Annotated in this window: 15 protein-coding genes and 1 pseudogene; 11 read left to right on the top strand and 5 right to left on the bottom strand. The window is 42.3% G+C overall.

Features of this window, described 5'->3' with window-relative positions; genetic code table 11:
• Nucleotides 1-80 precede the first annotated feature (80 nt).
• Nucleotides 81-290, bottom strand: a complete 210-nt coding sequence (locus NLP_RS11315; protein WP_104906488.1) for a hypothetical protein — start codon at nucleotides 288-290, stop codon at nucleotides 81-83.
• A 523-nt stretch (nucleotides 291-813) separates the two neighbouring features.
• Between NLP_RS11315 and NLP_RS36040 the strand changes: the two are divergent.
• A pseudogene (locus NLP_RS36040) lies at nucleotides 814-975 on the top strand (ISH3 family transposase); the annotation flags it as partial.
• A 135-nt stretch (nucleotides 976-1110) separates the two neighbouring features.
• Here NLP_RS36040 and NLP_RS11305 read toward each other — a convergent pair.
• Both NLP_RS11305 and NLP_RS11300 read right to left on the bottom strand, forming a co-directional pair.
• Nucleotides 1111-5334 carry a chemotaxis protein CheB gene (locus NLP_RS11305; protein WP_104906487.1) on the bottom strand — a complete coding sequence of 1408 codons (4224 nt, stop codon included), beginning with the start codon at nucleotides 5332-5334 and terminating at the stop codon, nucleotides 1111-1113.
• Between the two features lie 556 nt (nucleotides 5335-5890).
• Nucleotides 5891-6331, bottom strand: coding sequence for a response regulator (locus tag NLP_RS11300; protein WP_104906486.1), 441 nt, complete (start codon nucleotides 6329-6331; stop codon nucleotides 5891-5893).
• A gap of 1516 nt (nucleotides 6332-7847) precedes the next feature.
• Between NLP_RS11300 and clpB the strand changes: the two genes are divergently transcribed.
• Nucleotides 7848-10466 (top strand): ATP-dependent chaperone ClpB, encoded by a 2619-nt coding sequence (gene clpB / locus NLP_RS11285; RefSeq protein WP_104906484.1) that lies wholly within the window; start codon nucleotides 7848-7850, stop codon nucleotides 10464-10466.
• A 161-nt stretch (nucleotides 10467-10627) separates the two neighbouring features.
• Nucleotides 10628-11497: a glycosyltransferase family 2 protein gene (locus tag NLP_RS11280; RefSeq protein ID WP_104906483.1), complete on the top strand. Its 870-nt coding sequence runs from the start codon at nucleotides 10628-10630 to the stop codon at nucleotides 11495-11497.
• Nucleotides 11498-11645: 148 nt separating this feature from the next.
• Here the strand turns inward: NLP_RS11280 and NLP_RS11275 are convergent, their stop codons facing one another.
• A complete protein-coding gene (locus NLP_RS11275) occupies nucleotides 11646-12203 on the bottom strand; it encodes an SRPBCC family protein (RefSeq protein WP_104906482.1) in 558 nt (185 codons plus the stop codon).
• Nucleotides 12204-12622: 419 nt separating this feature from the next.
• Between NLP_RS11275 and NLP_RS11270 the strand changes: the two genes are divergently transcribed.
• The 5 genes from NLP_RS11270 to lpxD all read left to right on the top strand — a co-directional run bounded on the left by NLP_RS11270 (nucleotide 12623) and on the right by lpxD (nucleotide 17055).
• Complete coding sequence (locus NLP_RS11270) at nucleotides 12623-12817, top strand: hypothetical protein (RefSeq protein ID WP_104906481.1); 195 nt, start codon at nucleotides 12623-12625, stop codon at nucleotides 12815-12817.
• A 278-nt stretch (nucleotides 12818-13095) separates the two neighbouring features.
• Nucleotides 13096-13260 carry a rubredoxin gene (rd, locus tag NLP_RS11265; protein ID WP_104906480.1) on the top strand — a complete coding sequence of 55 codons (165 nt, stop codon included), beginning with the start codon at nucleotides 13096-13098 and terminating at the stop codon, nucleotides 13258-13260.
• 49 nt (nucleotides 13261-13309) lie between these two features.
• Nucleotides 13310-14551, top strand: coding sequence for an NAD(P)/FAD-dependent oxidoreductase (locus tag NLP_RS11260; protein WP_104906479.1), 1242 nt, complete (start codon nucleotides 13310-13312; stop codon nucleotides 14549-14551).
• Nucleotides 14552-14785: 234 nt separating this feature from the next.
• The gene (locus NLP_RS11255; protein WP_104906478.1) at nucleotides 14786-15868 is read left to right on the top strand and encodes a hypothetical protein; all 1083 of its coding nucleotides are present in this window, start codon (nucleotides 14786-14788) and stop codon (nucleotides 15866-15868) included.
• Nucleotides 15869-16002: 134 nt separating this feature from the next.
• A complete protein-coding gene (lpxD, locus tag NLP_RS11250; protein ID WP_104906477.1) occupies nucleotides 16003-17055 on the top strand; it encodes a UDP-3-O-(3-hydroxymyristoyl)glucosamine N-acyltransferase in 1053 nt (350 codons plus the stop codon).
• A gap of 562 nt (nucleotides 17056-17617) precedes the next feature.
• Here lpxD and NLP_RS11240 read toward each other — a convergent pair.
• Complete coding sequence (locus tag NLP_RS11240) at nucleotides 17618-18523, bottom strand: CoB--CoM heterodisulfide reductase iron-sulfur subunit B family protein (RefSeq protein WP_104906475.1); 906 nt, start codon at nucleotides 18521-18523, stop codon at nucleotides 17618-17620.
• A 422-nt stretch (nucleotides 18524-18945) separates the two neighbouring features.
• Here NLP_RS11240 and acpP point away from each other — a divergent pair, with 422 nt between their 5' ends.
• The 3 genes from acpP to fabF all read left to right on the top strand — a co-directional run bounded on the left by acpP (nucleotide 18946) and on the right by fabF (nucleotide 20775).
• Nucleotides 18946-19200 (top strand): acyl carrier protein, encoded by a 255-nt coding sequence (gene acpP, locus NLP_RS11235; RefSeq protein ID WP_094349173.1) that lies wholly within the window; start codon nucleotides 18946-18948, stop codon nucleotides 19198-19200.
• Nucleotides 19201-19213: 13 nt separating this feature from the next.
• Nucleotides 19214-19357 (top strand): hypothetical protein, encoded by a 144-nt coding sequence (locus NLP_RS33005; protein ID WP_158680340.1) that lies wholly within the window; start codon nucleotides 19214-19216, stop codon nucleotides 19355-19357.
• A 167-nt stretch (nucleotides 19358-19524) separates the two neighbouring features.
• Nucleotides 19525-20775, top strand: coding sequence for a beta-ketoacyl-ACP synthase II (gene fabF, locus NLP_RS11230; protein ID WP_104906474.1), 1251 nt, complete (start codon nucleotides 19525-19527; stop codon nucleotides 20773-20775).
• The last annotated feature ends 379 nt before the right edge of the window (nucleotides 20776-21154 follow it).

Raw genomic sequence — 21154 nt, 5'->3', positions numbered from 1 at the left:
AAATGGTGTAAAAGCCCGAAATACAATTATGCGTGACTTTTGCCTTGCGGTACTAGGTTGTAGCCTTGTCAAAAGCTTGCTTATGTCGTCCGCAAATCTGCCTCAGTGAGGAGTATCATCGTTTCTGCACCAACTCTGCCAAAGTTAGGCTCTAGCTCTAATGCCATCTCAATGAGATACGTCCATGTACCACATTCAGGTGTGTAGCTGCGTACAATTCCTTCTCCACCAACAAAACTCACCCATTGGGTATTACGAAACTTAGGCACCTTCATCAAGGTTGCAGTCATGCGTAAAAGTCCTCAATTCATAGTTGATACTTTCTGTTTTAGTTGAATAAATTAAATATGTTTTGTATCTTTTTAAGTAAAAATGTCAGAAATTATCTATAACTATTGAATGTTTTAGATGCAAATTAGACAATTTATACGTAATTAAAACGTTTATTCAAACATGATTTTTAACAACACTATCTTAAACTAATTATCCGTAACAGATTGATTAGAAAATGCGCCGCTATAGACTCAATTACTAGATAGGTTACTTGCTGATTACAATATAGTTAAATTCAGTAGACCGAAAACTTCTGCGATCGCTCTGTGATGATTACCTGTCTAAGTGAACTTTCGTTGAAAGTTAGTGATTTTAAATGTCAGTGTTGAATGACTGAGTTGATCTTGTGACATAAGTAAAGTTAATAAATCAGCCAAGCGTAAGAGCAAATTTAGCAGCAGAATATCATTCTGGTGTGATTACAGAGAATTTGTCAAAGAGTTGCGAGAAAATTGAACCAGAGAAATATCTGGTTGAGCTATGACTGCAATTACCCCAGTTCTAACTGATAGTAAAACTTTGAATGAAGTGGTTAACTGTTTAACTGAAAACATTCCAATTCAGACTCAAGGTAAGTGTGAACAAAGAAATATTTTTGAAATTTTAATTCGAGCAGCCACCCAGAGGGATAGCATTGAAAATTTAATTTCTTATGCTCAATTTCACACCCTGTGTGTTTCTTTAGAGCGATTAAGTCACGCTCTCTGCTCGCTATCTTAGTTATTAGAAATAACTAACAGATGTCTGGTTTTAATCAAGGACAAAAACAGCGCTCATTCATCTGACTCGGAGTCCACTCAAATTTGTAATCATCAATACCAATTTAGTCAGTTCAATGGGTTTAGCTAGATGCATTTGGAAACCAGCATCAATCACCTTTTGCTGCTCTTGTTCGCTAGCATAGGCAGTGATTGCTGCTGCTGGAATTTGTCCCCCAGCTTCAGCCTCAAGCTCTCTAACCTGACGAATCAGGGAGAAACCATCCTCCTCTGGCATCCCAATATCTGCTAGAAGCAGATCGTATCTGCCAGGAGATTCAGTTAGAGCAGCGATCGCTTCCCTTGCCGATGTCACAACCACTACTTCAGCCCCGAAGTCTTCTAACATCCACTTGATTAAGTCACGGTTATCCGCTTGATCGTCTACAGCCAAGATGCATAACCCTTCAAGGGTAAGGGATGGATTTTTACCATCTAATATATCTGGAGTCTCTGATAAAAGGCTCGGCTCTAAATAAGTTGGCGGTGTAATTTCCGGTGGTATTGAGCGCAGAGGCAGCCTGATGATGATTGTGGTTCCTTGTCCCTCGCCTGGACTTTGCGCTTGAACTGTTCCACCGTGAAGTTCGACAAGATGACGGACGATTGACAAGCCCAATCCAAGTCCCTGACTCGTTTTGCTGCTGCTGGAATCTCCTTGGCGGAAGCGCTCAAAAATATATGGCAGCAAGTCTGCCGGGATGCCAATTCCTGTGTCGCTGACTCGAATTTCAGCGTGACTATATACAGCTTCGAGGATAATTCCCACTCGTCCATCGGCTGGAGTGAACTTAATCGCGTTAGAAAGTAAATTCCACAGAACTTGCTGTAAACGGTCAAAATCTCCGACAACTGTCGCCGAGTTCAGCTGTGAAATAATTTGAATGTTTTTTGCCTCTGCGGAAAATTCCATAGACTCAATCGCGGCATCCACTACTGAAACTAGATCGATTAGACGAGTGTTTAAATGAAGCTTTCCGCTCGTAATCCGTGAGACATCCAGCATATCATCGATTAACTGAGCTTGTACTTTAGCACTCCGCTCCACCACTTCCCAGGCACGAGTGACTGCTGAAGAATCTAAATCGCGGGTGTGGAAAAGTTGCGCCCAGCCGAGTATAGTATTGAGCGGGTTACGAAGTTCATGGGAGAGGTTCGATAGGAATTCATTTTTAGCTTGGTTGGCAGTTTCCGCCTCTTGACGGGCTGACTGCTCCTGTGCTATTATATGCAATCGCTCTAACTCAAACTGTTTGCGATCGCTAATATCTTCAATCGCCAGCAAAATCCTTTGAGACTCTCCCTGTTGAATAATTTTCCAACCATTGAGCAGCATGGTTTTCTGCCCAATCTGCTCAAAACGATGCTCTACCTCTAAGTTTTGAATAGTGGTATCGTTGGCGAGAATGTCTTCTAGGATCTGTTGTAGTCCAGGTAGGTTCCACTGACCATTCCCTAGTTGAAAAATCAGAGATTGCGTTGTCTCTGATGGTGAAACCTGAAATGTTTCATAAAACGAGCGATTGGCTTTGTTCACCCGGAAATCAGAATCAAGCACGATTAACGGCACTTGTACCGTCTCCACAATTGCTTCAGCGTAATTCCGGGCTTGTTCTAAGGTTGTAGCAGTGCGTTTGAGAACATCAATATCTGTTAACACCAACACTACACCGTCAATCTGGTTTTCTGTGGTGCGATAAGGACGGATGCGGAGGTTGTACCAATGTCCCCCTAGAGTTTGGACTTCTAATTCTTTGATGCTGAGTGTGTCAAGTACCTCCAAAATTAGAGGTTCTAAGTCAGGAATATTCAGATTGGCTCTGATATCGCTCAAAGGTCGTCCAGCATCGGCGGGAATTAAATTGAAAAGCCGTTGTGCCATTGGCGTAAAACGTCGAACCCGTAAGTCCGAAGTCAATATCAAAATAGGAATATTGATACTGGCAAGCAAATTCGTCAGATCGTTGTTAAGTTGGTGTAATTCCAGATTTCGAGAGCGAAGTTCTTCATTAGTTGTGTTAAGTTCTTCGTTGGTTGCCTGAATCTCTTCTTTAGCAGTTTCTAGCTCTTCATTGGTGCTTTGCAACTCTTCATTGCTGGAGAGGATTTCTTCATTAGCAACTTTCAGGTCTTGATTGATGTGTTCCTGCTCTTGGATCACCGCTTGCAGATATTCTTGAGTTGCGGCCCTCTCTTGATTGGCGTTTGCTATTTCTTGCTTTAGCCGAACAATCTCTCGCTCTAAGTCTGGCTGCTCTTGGCTCTCAGGATTTACCGTGCTGAGATTGTTAACTGTGGGTGGGGCTTCTTCAAATAAAACCAAAAAGTAGAATTCTTCGTTGGTCGAAGGCTTGAATGGAATCACCTCAAGATTGATGATTCTTGAAAGATCGCCCTCTTCAATTCGTAATCCTTGCTTTTTAACTAGAATTTTTTGCCGTTGTGCCTGATAAACTGTAGCGCGTAGCTCTCCGAGCAAGCCTTGGCGCACCATTTTAAATAAGTTGAGACTCGGTTTTCCAGGTGCAAGTTTTAGGTAGAGATCGATTTCTCCCCGAAGTTGCAGCACCTCCATCTTGTTGTTGATTACTACACCCACTGGGGCATAGCGATTCAAGATCAGTTGGTCAGTTTTTCTCTCTAAATCAAACTCATCTGATGAATTCTCATTGGTGAGCTTGGGTTCATCCACTTTTACCATCGGATAATTGCTGGTAACGAACGATAGAATTGGACGATTTGCAGTTAGCTTCTTGGCATAAATTTTATACTTTTTGTCAATGGGAGTAAATAACTCCGAATATTTACCTGTGCTTTCTGAAGTTCCTAGCAGTAAAAAGCCAGTCGGGTTGAGACTGTAATGGAAGATGGGCAGTATCCGTTTTTGCAACGTTTCGTCCAAGTAAATCAATACATTCCGGCAGCTAATTAAATCTAAGTTGGAAAAAGGGGGGTCGCTACCCAAGTCTTGTCGGGCAAACACACACAGTTCGCGCACAGTTTTACTAATTTGATACCCACCGCCTTCAAGGGCATTAAAGAATCTGCGGCGGCGCTCTGGTGAGACTTCCATCATTTGATTCTCTACATAAATGCCTGATCTTGCTTTGTCAATCGCTATCTCGCTGATGTCTGTGGCAAAAATCTGGATCGGCGGTGGGGTGACTTTATCCGACAAAAACTCTAGCAAGCAGATGGCGATCGAATACACTTCTTCGCCCGTGGAACACCCAGAGACCCAAATCCGAAATGGCAATGCCGACTTATTTTGGATGATAGTGGGAAAAACTCGCTCTTTCAAGAGTTGAAATGCTTCAGGGTCGCGGAAAAAATAGGTGACGTGGATCAGAATTTCTTCATAGAGCGCTTTGACTTCACCCGGATTCTCTTGCAAATACTCGGCATAATCCTCCAAGCGTTCTAGTTTATACAACAGCATTCGGCGCTGGATTCGGCGATCGAGGGTGTTGGGCTTGTAGTGGCTAAAGTCAACGCCAGTTGCCGATCGCAACAACACAAATATAGTCGCCAGGGCATCCCCCTGTTCGGGCAACTTCTCAATCGCGATCGGTGGCAATAAGTTAGAAATAAAAGGATTGCGACTGAGGTTTACCAGTTCCTCGGCAATTTTTTGAGGCGGCAGCACAAAATCGACATTCCCTGTGGCAACAGCAGTATTGGGCATACTATCGAATTTGGCCGTGTCTTCACACTGAGCAAAAGTCACCCCTCCAGCTTCCTTGATTGCCTTTAGCCCCAGTGAACCGTCTCCATCCGCCCCAGATAAAACCACTGCGATCGCTTTGTGCCCTCGATCTGCTGCCAATGAAGTAAAGAACGCATCACCAGGCATATATTTACCCTGAACTTTCTCTCGCGGCGTGAGTTGCAACACCCCACCAGACAAGATCATCTTAGTGTTAGGCGGAATAATGTAGACTTGGTTTGGTTCTACAGTCACCCCGGATTGCACTTCCCTGACAGGCATTTTAGTTGTTCTTGCCAGAATCTCGCTCAACAGACTCTTGTGGTTAGGATCTAAGTGTTGAATCAGTACAAATGCCATCCCTGTATCAGTAAGCAAATGCCTGAGTACCTGCGTAAATGCCTCTAATCCACCCGCAGAGGCGGCAATGCCAACGATGGGAAATAAAGCTTTTGCCATGTCTTGCTGCTCTATGTCGAACGCTTCATTAGCGGTAGATTCAGATACAGGTTGCTCAGAGGATTGATCCGATGTCATAGGATGAAGTTTTGCACTGCAATGGTTTGGCAGCTAAGGTTTATATTTTAAGTTCAGTTTACTTACTTACCTTGTATTTAATAATAGTTTGAGTATAAATTAAATAAATTAAGGCTGCTTTGGGTGGTGCGCGTTCGCGTTGGCGCAGCCTCTCGTAGAGAAGCGTCTCGCACAGAAGCGCAGCGCCAGCGCGATAGGCAGGGAGTAGGGAGTAGGGAGTAGGGAATCAGCCTTTTCGAGTTATACCGATTTTTTTCACGCAATCAAACAGGAGTCCTATATTCCCAAAATATAAACTATCAACCATTTAAGTTTTCTAAACCCAAGTCACTGCCAAGAAATAAGAAGCTAGAATAAATCCAATACCAATAATTCCGCCACTCAAAAGCAAAACTAATTGAGTTAAAAGATATATTTGATAACTCCTGAGATTAATTCTATCGTTTATCAAGTTGATTAGTAGCATTTGAAAAAGAATTATCCCCACCAATAAATGACCCAGATCATTACTTCTCAAAACTTAGACTACTAGATATAAGACATTAATTAGAACTATTTAGCATGAGCGTAAATGAGGATTATTTGCAAGTGCTAAAATGCCAAGCACAGAAACGAAATCGTCAACAACTATCGGTTTAGCAAAGCATAAACTAAACCCAGCTAAAAGAGCACGTTGATACATATCTTCAGTTACAGCGCCTGTCAGAGCGATCGCTGGCACTACTTTGCCTCGTTCTCCCGTAAGTGTTCTCACTTGGTGAATCAGAGCATAGCCATCCTCCTTTGGCGAGGAAATACTATTTAAGAGGACATCAGGTTGCCATTCCATAAAGATTTTCAGAGCTTGCTCTCCTAAAAATGCCGCTTGCACGCTCACACCATAGGATTGCAACATCGGCGTGAACGAATTGCAGAAATTGACATCATTATCTACAAGGAGTACTCGTAGCCCTTGTAGAAATGAAGGATGAGTAGGAAATCTATTATTTATATGCATCAGAGTTTCAAAATTGAGATTTTCTTAAGCTTTTAAATGTCTTTAAGTAGTGAATCTATTGTGTGCTGCCTTGAAGTTCAATAAACGTCTCATCACTAGGCACAAAAACGGCGAACGTGCTATTACCTTTCAAAGTATCTAACTCTCTCATAGGACTTATATTTAATTCTTGCGAAGCTAGGTACACATGAATTCCCTTCTTTCGAGTTAAGAGTTCCCTCCCTATCGCGCTGGCGCTGCGCTTCTGTGCGAGACGCTTCTCTACGAGAGGCTGCGCCAAAGCGAACGCGCACCACGCAACTAAGTTCAGTAATCAAATCGGATTTGTATAGCAGCTTTGATTGCAGCAACTAATATATTAAAGCCACTAGCTTTCATGACCACATCGCCAAGATAAACCTTTTATTTGGCTTAATAAGTATAATTTTTATTAACAATTTTTACTATAACATCGTGTTGTTAAAGCTCATGTTTCAATCAATGTTTTAATAGCGTATAATTTGTATAAAATGTATAAAATTAATAATAATTTTTTTGATCAAAAAAATTAAATCATTCCAATGCTCAGTAACTAATGCTATCAATACTATGTCTAACGAAGTAGAATTTTTCTACCGTTCAGTAGTAATTAACACAAAATTTAAATTGCTGTACGTATATGCTCTGCCTGGAGGTGACAAAGAGGCTAGTACCGCAAGGCGGAAGTCAAAAGTCAAAAGTCAAAAGTCAAAAAGCTTATCATAATAGGCTTTTCAGTGATTTAAAATGGTCTGTTTATTTATGCCGACCTGTACTAGAAAGCAGACTGGATAAAAAATATAGCGCGTAAACCCTGATGAAAATAGGGTAGTTTACCAGGCTTTAAACGTATGAACTCATGAATTAAATCAGTCCAAAACTCCATCGCACCTACTGATAATTAGCCATTGCATTCCAACCTAAAAGGCACTATATCAGAGGTATAATCGCTTTAATTATTTCAGACGACCAACATATTTTTAGTTTTTAGCCTTAACCCAAGCGTATTGCATTACTTGCCTGGAAAAGTCACCATAGAATATTTGGAGATGAACAGTGCTTCTCAAGTGGTAGCCCGCCAACTATGGATTCGCTTGGATTTGTTTTCGTAATCGTACAGCACGGCAGTAACAAAATAGACGACCAATATCATGAGCGATTGCAAGCTTAACTACAGCATATCGAAGTAGAAAATTTAATAACTATCGTTCCGTTTCCTATTTTTATGACTATCATTTTGATTTGATGCAACTTCAGGTATCGCCTTAAGTGCAATGAGTGAGAATGACAAATAAGAAATGGGAACTACGGGAAAATACCACTTTTACAAGACGTGAACACCGATCTAGGCGATCGCCCTCATCTTCTTACAATAACGATATGAGAACAAAAATTTTCCTTTCCTTGGAGTCTAATCTACGAAAAGCCACCGTAGTCTGAGGTCAGCAGTGCTTTGCGCTTTTACAATGTCTAATATGGTTCATTCCTGAAAAAGCCTATGCAACCTACTAATCCTAACCAATTTACAGAAAAAGCCTGGGAAGCGATCGCCCATACCCCGGATATTGTTAAACAATATCAACAACAGCAAATTGAAAGCGAACATCTGATGAAAGCGCTGCTAGAACAAGATGGTCTAGCAACAGGGATTCTCACCAAGGCAGGTGTTAACCTCCAAAAACTGCGCGATCGCACTGAGCAATTTTTTCAACGTCAGCCGAAAGTATCTGGTAATAGTACCTCAGTATACTTAGGACGCAGCTTAGATACACTTCTTGATCGAGCAGACGGATATCGCAAAGAGTTTCAAGACGAATATATTTCAATTGAACACTTATTGCTGGCTTACGCTAAAGATGATCGCTTTGGCAAAGCTTTATTCCAAGAATTCGGTTTAGACGAAGGCAAGCTCAAAAATATTATTAAACAAGTTCGTGGGAGCCAAAAAGTGACTGACCAAAATCCAGAAGGCAAATACGAAGCACTGGAAAAATACGGGCGTGACCTCACCGAAGCTGCGCGTAAAGGTCAACTCGATCCAGTCATTGGGCGAGATGATGAAATTCGTCGCACTGTGCAAATTCTCTCTCGCCGCACCAAGAATAATCCTGTGCTAATTGGTGAACCAGGTGTTGGTAAAACTGCGATCGCCGAAGGATTAGCACAGCGCATTATCGCAGGTGATGTACCTCAATCCCTCAAAGACTGCAAGCTAATTGCTTTAGATATGGGTGCTTTGATTGCAGGGGCAAAATTTCGGGGTGAATTTGAAGAACGTCTAAAAGCAGTATTAAAAGAAGTTACTGAATCTACCGGCAAAATTGTTTTATTTATTGATGAAATTCACACTGTTGTCGGCGCTGGTGCAACCCAAGGCGCGATGGATGCTAGTAACTTGTTAAAACCAATGTTGGCGCGGGGCGAATTGCGCTGTATTGGGGCGACAACCCTAGATGAATACCGCAAACATATCGAAAAAGATGCCGCACTAGAAAGACGTTTCCAGCAAGTTTATGTCGATCAGCCCAGTGTAGAAGATAGTATTTCGATTTTGCGCGGGTTGAGAGAACGCTATGAAAACCACCACGGGGTGAAGATTTCTGATAGTGCTTTAGTTGCTGCCGCCGTATTGTCGAGTCGATATATTAGCGATCGCTTCCTCCCTGATAAAGCAATTGACTTAGTAGATGAAGCCGCCGCGAGATTAAAAATGGAGATTACCTCCAAACCAGAAGAACTCGACGAAATCGATCGCAAAATTCTGCAATTGGAAATGGAGAAGCTTTCGCTGCAAAAAGAAAGCGATGCCGCTTCTCGCGAACGTCTAGGAAGATTGGAAAAAGAAATTGCCGATCTCAAAGAAGAACAAAAAACTCTGAATACTCAATGGCAGTCTGAAAAAGATATCATTGACAAAATTCAGTCTGTTAAAAAAGAGATTGAACGGGTCAACTTAGAGATTCAACAAGCAGAACGCGATTACGACCTTAACCGCGCTGCTGAATTGAAATACGGTAATTTAACCAGTTTGCATCGTCAATTGGAAGCAATAGAAGCTGAATTGGCAAGTACTCAAAGAAGTGGAAAATCACTATTACGCGAAGAAGTCACAGAAGCCGATATTGCCGAAATTATTTCTAAATGGACAGGAATTCCTATTAGCAAGTTGGTGGAATCGGAGAAAGAAAAACTGCTGCATTTAGAAGATGAACTGCACCGCCGGGTAGTTGGACAAGAAGAAGCAGTCACAGCTGTAGCGGATGCAATTCAGCGATCGCGGGCTGGATTAGCCGATCCCAATCGTCCCATTGCTAGCTTTATCTTCCTTGGGCCTACGGGTGTGGGTAAAACCGAATTGGCGAAAGCACTGGCGGCATATATGTTTGACAGTGAAGATGCGCTGGTGCGAATCGATATGTCGGAGTACATGGAGAAACACGCCGTCTCTCGCTTAATCGGTGCGCCTCCAGGATACGTGGGTTATGAAGAAGGCGGACAACTTACAGAAGCGATTCGTCGCCGTCCTTACTCAGTGATTCTCTTCGACGAAATCGAGAAAGCACACCCCGATGTCTTCAATATCTTCTTGCAAATTCTGGATGATGGACGCGTCACTGATGCCCAAGGTCATAAGGTGGATTTCAAGAACGCTATTATCATCATGACCAGCAATATCGGTTCGCAGTACATTCTTGATATCGCCGGGGATAACGCCCACTACGACGAAATGCAGCGTCGAGTCATGGAAGCGATGCGAAATAGCTTCCGTCCAGAGTTCCTGAACCGGATTGACGAAATCATCATCTTCCACGGTTTGGATAAGAAGGAATTGCGGCAAATTGTGCTATTGCAAGTGGAAAGATTGCGTCAAAGACTGGGCGATCGCAAAATATCTCTGAAACTCTCGGATGCTGCCCTTGACTTTTTAGCAGAAGTAGGGTACGACCCAGTGTATGGGGCACGTCCACTGAAGCGGGCGATTCAGCGAGAGTTAGAAACTCAAATTGCTAAATTTATCTTGCGCGGCGAATTTAACGACGGTAACACCATCTTTGTTGATGTACAAAATGAAAGGTTGTCTTTTAGCCGTTTACCAGTTGAAGTCTTTATCGGATAATTACACCTGATAAATCACACACAAAAACCCGTTTTCTCACAGAAAGCGGGTTTTTGATTGTTTTAGGGAGAAAGTGGGAATCCTAAATTATATTCATAAAAAAATTTAAAATTAGGAAAACTCTTTCCCAGTCCTCAGTCTTTTTTACAAGGTAATAACTAATGATTAGTGTAATTACACCAGTTTATAACGGTGAGAAATTTATAGAATCTTGCCTTCAAAATGTCATTAACCAAAATTTTGCAGAAGTTGAGCATATTATTGTCGATGGTGGCTCAACTGACAAAACAATAGATATTATCAAATATTACGCCAATCAATATTCCCACATCCGCTGGATTTCTGAAAAAGATCAAGGACAATCAGATGCGATGAATAAAGGAATTGCTATGGCGCGAGGAGCGATTATAGGTATTTTAAACGTTGATGATTTCTATGAGCCAAAGGTTCTTACTCGTATTTCGGAACTATTTAAAACTCTACCAGAACCTAGCTTGATTGTTGGCAATTGTAATATGTGGGATCATCGAAATAGCTTAATTCAGATTAATAAACCTAAACGACTACGACCAGTTGATTTATTGATGGAAAAGCAAATTAATGATGATGGCATGATTGATGTTACTTTTCCTGTGAATCCATCGGCTTACTTCTACCACAAATCCTTGCATCAACAAATTGGAGTCTACAAACTTGAAGAGCATTATGTAATGGATATAGATTTTTTACTGAAAGCAGTTAAAGTAGCTTATGTTAAATATTTTAATGAAATTTGGGGGAATTTTAGATATTATCCAGGAACAAAAACTTTTGATGATTCTATAAATGGAACAAATGAAACGCGCATTCAACAGTTGTTTAAGGAGTATGCTAAAACACTCCCATTAATTGAGCAATGGGAGATATATTTGAATCGAATCATGATTTTTATTACATTAAGAATTTTCTATTTTTATAAGTATCCGCAACGATTACCTCAATCCATTAGGAATCGATTCATGAAATCGATTTCGTATTTAAATAGTAAATAAGAAGTGGTAGTGGGACGGCATATACAGCAGAATTCAGAATTGTCCGTTTATTCCTGCAAAAAAGCAAGCTACGCGCAGCGTCTCTTCCAGAGCGTTTTGTTCGCGTAGCCACCAAATTTATCCTTCAAATCAGCAACGCCTGAATTTTTTATTGAGTCTTACACATAACTTGTCGCATTTTACGCATATTTGCAGGCAACTCTAAATTCATCGCTTGTTGAATAAAAATAGATGGAATTGGAATTAGAGGTGTCGCTTGCACAGTATAAGCAAGTATTGTGCCATTACCACAATCTTTTAGTTCTAAATTGGCGACAAAATCCTCAAAAGTCCCTTTTACCATGCGAAATTGGATTTGCTGCCCCAGCACTTCTACAACATTGAGGTAAATTTCCACTTGAGCCGTAAAAAAGAAGAAGGCTTTTTGTGCTGCTTGATACAGACGTTTGACTTCACCTTTATGTACTATCTCACTCTTGGTGATATCGGGAAAATATTGTACCCAGCGGGGATAATCAGTTAATTGCTGCCAAACGTGCGATCGCACCATCGGCAAATACATCCAGGCTGTGACTGAACCACCCGACATCTTGTGCGATCGCGTTTCTACCAAAATTTCACCCTGTACCAGCAACTTTTGCTTGTCTTGACTCCAAGCCATATCTGAACCTGCAATAATTGAATCTGATATATAAGACGTAGACATAATGATTAAGTTACTCCTCAACTCATCCACCTAAATAAAGTTGAAACTACAAGCCATAAAACTTGATTTAGATCCAACCCATTAAATTAGTTCCAGTCTAATACTTATCTTTTACGGAAAGGATGATTTTTTACTAATCATTTCAGTTACTTTACTGTAAAAACTGTGTTTCTTATCACAATTAACATAATTAATACTCCAGTGAGTTTTGTCAAAGTAATACTTGTAGATGAAAAACTGCGTTATTAACAGCTAGAATGGCACAAACACGATTTAACATCAAGTACCTTACTCTAACGTTTGGATAGTATCTCTAAGTTTTTACGTGGTATTTATGATGAAACTGCAACTTCATCGTAACTTCATATTTTAATTATCAATATCAAGTGTAATGTCTGTTGAGTTGAGAGGAAAATTAGGTGAGTCAATCTTCTTTCAATCGTAGATTAATCCAGATTTTTGGTATACTTCTCGGCATTAGCGTTGCCGTCTGGGTACTCAGAGGTATTGGTATTCTCACTTTTATCCCAGGTGGAATTATTTGGCTACTGCTACTTGGGGCGATCGCGATCGCGATTATTAGTTATGCCCAAAGGACATGGTGGCGTTTTTAGTCATTTGTCATTGGTCATTGGTCATTGGTTATTAGTCTAAGATACAAGAGTTTTTGGTACATACCTCGCTTCTTGTAGGTGAAAAAAATAATGATATCGGACTAATTCAAACTACGCTCACAAGGGGCGTGGTTTCTCTTGGACTAATAATAACTTTGCAAAGCGGTTTGATTTTCATGCCATAGTTTCGTTTAAGAATTGTAGCGTGCCTATTTTGACACACTGCCAAAAGTATTTAATAAGAAAGCAATGCCACCAATTTACTAAAGGAAACGAATATGGCAAAGTATGTATGTACTGTTTGCGGCTATGAATATGATCCAGAAGTAGGCGATCCAGATAGCGATATAGCACCGGGAACAGTTTTTGAAAATATACCAGATGATTGGTCATGTCCAGTTTGCGGTGTCACAAAAGACCAATTTGAACTAGTTGAAGAGTGAAGATAACCGCTAGCCTAGTAAAGTACGTGCTATTAAAAAATTTTAAAACTTGCTACCGTTACAAATTGTAGTTATTGGAGGTGGAGCAGCAGGATTTTTTGGCGCGATCGCTTGTGCTAAAGCCAATCCTAATGCCCAAGTTACTTTACTCGAAGCTAGTCGTCAACCTCTAGCGAAAGTGTTAGTTTCTGGTGGCGGACGCTGCAACGTAACTCATGCTTGCTTTGATGCTGAGGAGTTAGTGCAAAATTACCCCAGAGGTGCAAAAGCTTTAAGGGGTGCTTTGACTCGGTTTGGGCCTCAAGACACAGTAGCTTGGTTTGCTGCTGGTGGAGTCTATCTCAAAACGGAAGCTGATGGCCGGATGTTTCCTGTCACCAATACTTCAGAAACCATTGTGGAATCTCTGATTAAAGCGGTGGCGACATCTGGGGTAAAACTTCGTATCGGTACGCATGTAACTTCGGTGAAACGAACCGCAGCAGAGGGTGGGTTTGATATTCTTCTGAAGTCGGGAGAGACGATTAAATGCGATCGCCTACTTCTGGCGACCGGTAGCAGCCTTGCGGGTTATAAAATTGTCCGAGAGTTAGGTCATGAAATTGAACCGCCAGTACCCTCGTTATTTACCTTCAACATTGTCGATCAAAAATTGCGGGAATTGGCTGGAGTTAGCGTTAACCCTGCTCAATTGCGGTTATCTGCGGGCGGAAAATCCCAATTACAACAAACTGGGCCATTGCTAATTACCCACTGGGGTTTGAGTGGCCCGGCTGTTTTGAAGCTTTCGGCTTGGGGTGCAAGAGTTCTGCACGAAAGCCGCTACCAAGCCACATTATTGATTAATTGGCTGCCTGATTTGCACCAAGAACAAGTGCGAGAAAAAGTTTTAGCAGTTAAGGATGAATGGGGAAAGAAAGCGATCGCCTTGCATCGCGGCGTTGACCTACCCCATCGTCTCTGGCAATATATCATTGCCCGTGTAGGCATTACTACTGACGATCGTTGGGCAGAAATATCTAGTAAAACCTTAAATCAACTGGTGCAAGAACTTACTCAAGGACAATATTTAATCAATGGCAAAGGAGCCTTCAAAGAAGAATTTGTTACCTGTGGCGGTGTCAAGCTCAAAGAAGTCAACTTTAAGACGATGGAAAGTCGGTTAGTTCCTGGTCTTTATTTTGCCGGAGAAATCTTAGATATTGATGGTGTTACCGGTGGGTTTAACTTCCAAAGTGCTTGGACAACAGGGTATTTAGCAGGCGTAGCAATGGCGACTAGCCACGAATAGTCCGCCGATCCAAAATTGATGGATTTGGAGTGACACAAAGACGCGGAGATTTTTCTCCGTGTTAACCCGAACCCATTTACCAGTTCTTTAGGAAGCGATCGCTACTTAACTATATTTACTTATCAAAATTCACACTAATCCTCCAGCATTTCCCACCTTGCCACTCTACATTCATAGCAGCCACCCTAGAGAAGGCAAATTTTCTGAGTGTATTACTTTTTTCATAAAACATATATGAATACTGATAAAAATGCTGCGTCTGAAATTATGTTGCAGGGAAGCCAGTATATGCTGCATGGCTTTCCAGTGCTTGGTATTCCTGATGAGGAGCGTGCTGTAAAATACTTTAGCCTCAATCCATTTCTGCCAAACGCCCAGAATCGTTGCCCGATTGAATGTGCCTATTGTGTCTGTCATCAAGACCGTGAATGGCATCATTATCCAGAAAATTTTCAGGATGTCTCAGATCCAGTTGACCTGCTCGATTTTTTGCTAGACTACATTTTTGCTACCCAGGAGGGACAAAAGGGTTTTCCGATTTCACTATGCGATTACTCTGACCCTTTTATTCCAGTCCATCGAGAACGCGTACTATCAATTCTGGATGCACTTATTGACCGGAAAGCTGCCAACATCGTCTACATCACCACTAAAGTCCATCCTGGTCAATCTTTTCTAGAGCGTCTCAAAACAACTTTAGAGCGGCCTCATTCACTTCGAGTCACTGTCTTTGTTAGTCTACCACCCTTGAAACCAGGCTATGAGCAAGCCTCAATTCAGAGCCGGGTACAGTTGCTGCAAGATTTAGTAAACCTTGGCATTCCCTGTTGTTGGTATCTGCGTCCACTGGTTGAAGAGTGGTTTGATGAAGCTTTAATGTGGCAATTAGCACGGACACTATTGCCCCATGTTTCCCGTCACGTTATTCTGTCTGGGCTTGTGATGTCTGAAGAGATTGAAGCGAGTCTGTTAAAACAGGAATTAATCGTTCCAGAATGGGATCGTACACAACCAGGACGTAAGCAATACTTGTCATTGGAGTTCGAGTCAAAACTGCGCTCAATTCTCAGCACTGTTGCTAGCGAGCAAAATATTTCTCTCGGCCCGGTGATGGGACATCGGCTATGCGGTACTAACGGCAATCATGCCTATGGCTGCTTGATTTGTGCCAAACAAAACCGTTATTGCCAACTTTTTCAACTTCATCATTATGGTGAAACGATCGCCACCGAAGATAATCAACGCCTCAAGACGCTATTGAGACAAGATTCGGTGAAAGTAAGCTCACGAGAGCCATCAACAGAAGAATGTCAGTAAAGTAATCCAACCGGAAGTGAATTTAGGAACGGATCTGATTGCCTCACCGCTACGCGTCTACAAAATTATTGTATTGGAGCATAAAGAGGGAAAATTATCTTGCGATTGTAGATCAATTTTAAACACACCCAACAATGAAATTTAGCGAAATTATCCGCCAATTTGGTGAAGCTGTTACTAATCATAGCCTCACTATTAACCCAGACTATGACCCAGAAATTACAGGAATGGCAGCTATTGATGAAGCTATGACTGGTACTCTCAGCTATGTAGAAGGGCCAAAATTTGGATCTTTTGTCGGCAATACCAATGCTAGTGCTTTAATTTTGCCCCAAGATGAAAAATTACAGGTGGTTGCACAAGAGAGAGGTATTGTCTGGATAGCAACCCCAGATCCGCGACTGTTGTTTGCCAAAGCGATCGCACTTTTTTATCAACCATATCGCCCCAGATCAGAAATTCATCCCACCGCTGTGATTCACTCCACCGCAAAAGTTGGTAGTGATGTTTATATTGGCCCCCATGCTGTGATTCAACACGGGGTAGAAATTGGCGATGGCGCAATCATTCATCCCAATGTAGTAATTTATCCAGATGTCAAAATAGGCGATCGCACCACCTTACACGCTAACTGTACCATCCACGAACGCACCCACATCGGTGCAGATTGCGTCATTCACAGTGGTGCTGTCATTGGTGCAGAAGGCTTTGGTTTTGTTCCTACCCGAAGTGGTTGGTTCAAAATGGAACAATCTGGCTATACAGTTTTAGAAGATGGCGTGGAAGTTGGTTGCAACAGTGGCATTGACCGCCCAGCCGTCGGAGAAACACGGGTAGGTCGCAATACAGTAATTGATAGCTTAGTGCAAATAGGTCACGGTTGCAAAATCGGTTCTGGCTGTGCGATCGCTGGTCAGGTTGGTATGGCGGGAGGTGTTCAACTGGGAAATCGCGTGATTTTAGCTGGACAAACAGGAATAGTCAATCAAGTGAAGATGGGAGATGGGTCAATGACATCTGCTCAAACTGGAATTCACAACGATGTTGCACCAGGAGAAATTGTCTGCGGAACTCCAGCCCTACCTTACAAACTATATCTCAAGGTATGTGCTGTTTATGGTCGCCTGCCAGATATGTATCAATCATTAAAACAATTGCAACGTAAATTCAAAAATAGCAATGATTAACTTCATCTAAACCTCTATTTCTCCCACCACCAATCTGAGTACAGATGTGGTGGGGGTCTGGTGAAGGTTTAAATGAATTTGATTTGAATGTGGCAAATACATTCCTAACCGGGAAAATTAGCGATCACATTTATGATTGCGCGAATTACTCAAATTACTCGAATTAGTAAGTCAAATGACCTTTTGCTTGCGGAAAACACCAAAATGAGTAAGTCAAATCACCTTTTGAGTAAGTCAAATGAACTTTTACTTGCGGAAAACACCAAAATGAGTAAGTCAAATCACCTTTTGAGTAAGTCGAATGACCTTTTACTTGCAGAAAAGACTAAAATGAGTAAGTCAAATCACTTTTTAAGTAAGTCAAATGAGCTTTTGAGAAAGCATTTAAGTATTTTGAGAAAGTAAACAGGCATTTTGATAAAGTAAAAATAGATAAAACTTTGAGAAATGAAATTCGGTCTTCGACAGCTTAAACTTGCCTTTGCGATCAGTTTGGTATCGCCATACTTCAAGTCTAATCAATGAACCAGACAAGGGACTTAAGCCCCTTGTACTCCATAAACTAAAATCCTAATTTTTCCAACACTGGCTTTGTGGAAACAACGTGACGGTCTAAACCCAGTTCTTTTGGACTAACTCCAAGTGCCAAAGCAATCAACTGGGGTAAATGCAACACTGGTAAACCTAGCTTCTGTTCAATAACCTTTTCTACCTCTGGCTGACGCGAATCTAAATTTAAGTGGCACAAAGGACAAGGTGTAACTATACAGTCAGCGCCAGATGTCAAAGCGTCCTGAATATGCATCCCCGCCATCTTAAAAGATTGGGTAGTGGCATAGCTAGCAAGCGGCCAACCACAACATTGTGTCCGTCCTCGATAATAAATTGGTGTTGCACCCACTGCCCGAAACATATTTTCCATCGCTTCCGGTTGGAAGGGGTCGTCATAAGGCATAGATTTTTGAGCGCGGAGGAGATAGCAGCCATAAAAAGCCGCACATTTTAATCCAGTTAACTTCCGGGTGACACGTTTGGTAATTTCCTCTAAACCGTAATCTGTTACCAAGGCGTAGAGAAGATGTTTTACGTCGGTACTGCCGCGATAAGGTGAACAACCTTCTTTGTGCAGCAAGCCATTAACCTGTTCAATGTAGGCAGGGTTAGAAGTCTTACATTCTTTCAGGTGTTCGTTAACGTGACCGATAACACCTTGACAAGTGCTGCAATGGGTAAGTAAGGGTAGATTTAATTCTTCTGCTAAAGCAATATTTCTGGCGTTGACTGTATCTTCCAGCAGTAGAGAATCTTCTTTAAATGTGCCAGAACCACAGCAGGCAGCTTTTTTAAGTTCAACCAATTCAATGCCCAGTGCTTGGGTAAGCGCTTGAGTTGACTGGTAAAGTTCCCGACAGGCCCCTTGGGCAACACAACCGGGAAAGTAAGCGTATTTGAGTGTCTGAGATAGCATAGAAGTATGTTTGGGTTAGAGCGATCGCTCTAAACAATAACTGTTTTATCATTCCTTGTTAGCACCAAAGTTATGATGTTTGACGTTTAGCGACCCTTTAAGCGTCTAGATTAAAGGGTCGCAGCATCTACATATTCTTAATTGCTAGCAAGGCTGTAAATACCGATCGAGACATTGTAAAAAATTTTAGCAATAATTGGAAAACCAAAGCATTTACACAGGATCGGCGATGGCGTAGCACGCTCCACTGCTCAAGTGTTCCGAGAAAACTTACCCGATTTATTTTAGGAATGGGAGAGGTTTTCTAACAGAAAAACTCTTGGAAGTATGCGGGCGATCGCGCTTGACGATAAGATGTATATGCTCAAAACAATGTCTCGTCTAAAGAGCAGATCGTAGCAAGTGGTTAAGGACTTTTATTTATGAGCCAAGCGGAACTTTTTGAAAAGGTCAAGAAAATCGTCATCGAACAACTGAGTGTTGATCCCCCAGATAAAGTCACACCACAAGCCAAGTTTATGGAAGACCTGGGAGCAGATTCCCTCGATACCGTTGAGTTGGTGATGGCCTTGGAAGAAGAATTTGATATCGAAATTCCCGACGAAGCTGCCGAGCAGATTACATCGGTTCAAGACGCAGTAGATTATATCAATAACAAAGTTACCGCCTCAGCTTAACTGGGGATTGGAATTGGGGATTGGAATTGGGGATTGGGATTGGGGAGATTTTTCTCTGATATCTAGCCACCCTTCGCGTGACGCTGCTAATGTTGCTAATGCTGACGTTAACGACAGTCACATTGAAGTCAGCAAATCCGATGCCAGTCGTTCGTAAAGGAAACCTTTAAGACCGCGCTGGCTCACCAGTACCTAGTCGCTAACCTCAAATTTTTTGTCTGCTGCTTCTTGAAAAGTGACGCTCCTGCGTCGCTAGCGCTGTGCTAACAGATCGCCGGAAGCCGGCGCCCCGACTTTCGTTTTTTCGCCATTTTTAACTGAATCATGACAGATCATACACGTAAACGCGTTGTTGTAACTGGTGTTGGCGCGATTACACCTATAGGTAACACAGCAACAGAATATTGGAATGGATTATTGAGTGGACGCAATGGCATTGACTACATCACATTATTTGATCCGTCTCGCCATGATTGCCGGATTGCTGGTGAGGTGAAAAACTTCGATCCGCATGATTACTTGGAGCGTAAAGAGGCCAAGCGCATGGATCGATTTTCCCAATTTGGGGTTGCGGCAGCAAAACAGGCTTTATCTAACGCGGAGTTAGAGATCAATGACCTGAATGCAGAACAGGTAGGTGTGATGATCGGTTCTGGCGTTGGTGGCATTAAGGTATTAGAAGACCAACAAACTATCTACCTCAACCGTGGCCCCGATCGCTGTAGTCCATTCATGATCCCGATGATGATCGCCAATATGGCCGCAGGATTAACGGCAATTCACACGGGTGCTAAAGGGCCAAACTCCTGTCCTGTAACTGCCTGTGCCGCTGGCTCTAACGCCATTGGAGATGCTTTTCGCTTAATTCAAGGGGGATATGCCCAGGCGATGATTTGCGGGGGAACGGAGTCAGCTGTCACACCATTGTCGATAGCTGGGTTCGCCGCCTGCAAGGCACTCTCTTTTAGCAATGATGACCCAGCTCATGCTTGCCGTCCTTTTGACCGCGATCGCAACGGATTTGTTTTGGGTGAAGGTTCAGGAATTTTAATTCTAGAAGAACTGCAACACGCCATCAGTCGCGGCGCTCACATTTATGCGGAAATGATTGGTTATGGCATGACCTGTGATGCTTACCATATCACCTCCCCCGTACCTGGTGGACTTGGAGCCGCTAGAGCAATCGAACTGGCTCTCAAAGATGCCAGTATAACTCCCGAACAAATTAGCTATATTAACGCCCACGGCACTAGCACCCCAGCTAATGATTCAACTGAAACCTCAGCCATCAAAAAAGCCTTGGGAGAATATGCCTATAAGGTGGCAATTAGCTCCACTAAATCGATGACAGGTCATTTATTGGGCGGTTCTGGAGGTATTGAAGCAGTGGCAACAGTACTAGCGATCGCTAATGACCAAATTCCACCGACAATTAATCTGGAAAATCCCGATCCTGAGTGTGACTTAGATTACGTGCCTAACTCTAGCCGTGCTCAAAAAGTTGAGGTGGCAATATCCAATTCCTTTGGGTTTGGCGGTCATAATGTCACACTGGCCTTTAAGAAATACGTTTAAAAGAAGTCAGGAGGCAGGAGTCAGAATTCAGAATTCAGTAGTTTGATCCGACTCTGCTCCTTTGCCCAATGCTGCCTCCCGCATGCCCACTTGCCCTGAGCGAAGCGGAAGGGATGCCCGATGACGGCAGTTGCTCCACTTGGGGAAACCCCAAGACCGCACTGCCTCCCTCATGCCCAAAGTATCAAAAATATCATTCCGATATAAAGTAAGCGTTCAGCATGACCCAATTATCAGCTTGATTTATCACCAGAAACTCAGGAGATCCCGCTTGTCCATCGACAAGCGGGAGTGGGATGATGAGGATACTGTGGGGAATCTAAAATAACCCCAGCAAGAGAAGCTACGAAGAGTGCTAACCCGTCGTTAAAAACAAGAG

It is taken from the genome of Nostoc sp. 'Lobaria pulmonaria (5183) cyanobiont' (genome assembly GCF_002949795.1).
GTDB lineage: Bacteria > Cyanobacteriota > Cyanobacteriia > Cyanobacteriales > Nostocaceae > Nostoc.
Note: the sequence above shows the minus strand (reverse complement) of the source record. Positions and strands in the feature narration are given on the sequence as shown.

Excerpts from the sequence above, each read along its gene's own strand:
- NLP_RS11315 (WP_104906488.1), bottom strand. The coding sequence starts at position 290 with ATGACTGCAACCTTGATGAAGGTGCCTAAGTTTCGTAATACCCAATGG.
- NLP_RS11305 (WP_104906487.1), bottom strand. The coding sequence starts at position 5,334 with ATGACATCGGATCAATCCTCTGAGCAACCTGTATCTGAATCTACCGCT.
- NLP_RS11300 (WP_104906486.1), bottom strand. The coding sequence starts at position 6,331 with ATGCATATAAATAATAGATTTCCTACTCATCCTTCATTTCTACAAGGG.
- clpB (WP_104906484.1), top strand. The coding sequence starts at position 7,848 with ATGCAACCTACTAATCCTAACCAATTTACAGAAAAAGCCTGGGAAGCG.
- NLP_RS11280 (WP_104906483.1), top strand. The coding sequence starts at position 10,628 with ATGATTAGTGTAATTACACCAGTTTATAACGGTGAGAAATTTATAGAA.
- NLP_RS11275 (WP_104906482.1), bottom strand. The coding sequence starts at position 12,203 with ATGTCTACGTCTTATATATCAGATTCAATTATTGCAGGTTCAGATATG.
- rd (WP_104906480.1), top strand. The coding sequence starts at position 13,096 with ATGGCAAAGTATGTATGTACTGTTTGCGGCTATGAATATGATCCAGAA.
- NLP_RS11255 (WP_104906478.1), top strand. The coding sequence starts at position 14,786 with ATGAATACTGATAAAAATGCTGCGTCTGAAATTATGTTGCAGGGAAGC.
- lpxD (WP_104906477.1), top strand. The coding sequence starts at position 16,003 with ATGAAATTTAGCGAAATTATCCGCCAATTTGGTGAAGCTGTTACTAAT.
- NLP_RS11240 (WP_104906475.1), bottom strand. The coding sequence starts at position 18,523 with ATGCTATCTCAGACACTCAAATACGCTTACTTTCCCGGTTGTGTTGCC.
- acpP (WP_094349173.1), top strand. The coding sequence starts at position 18,946 with ATGAGCCAAGCGGAACTTTTTGAAAAGGTCAAGAAAATCGTCATCGAA.
- fabF (WP_104906474.1), top strand. The coding sequence starts at position 19,525 with ATGACAGATCATACACGTAAACGCGTTGTTGTAACTGGTGTTGGCGCG.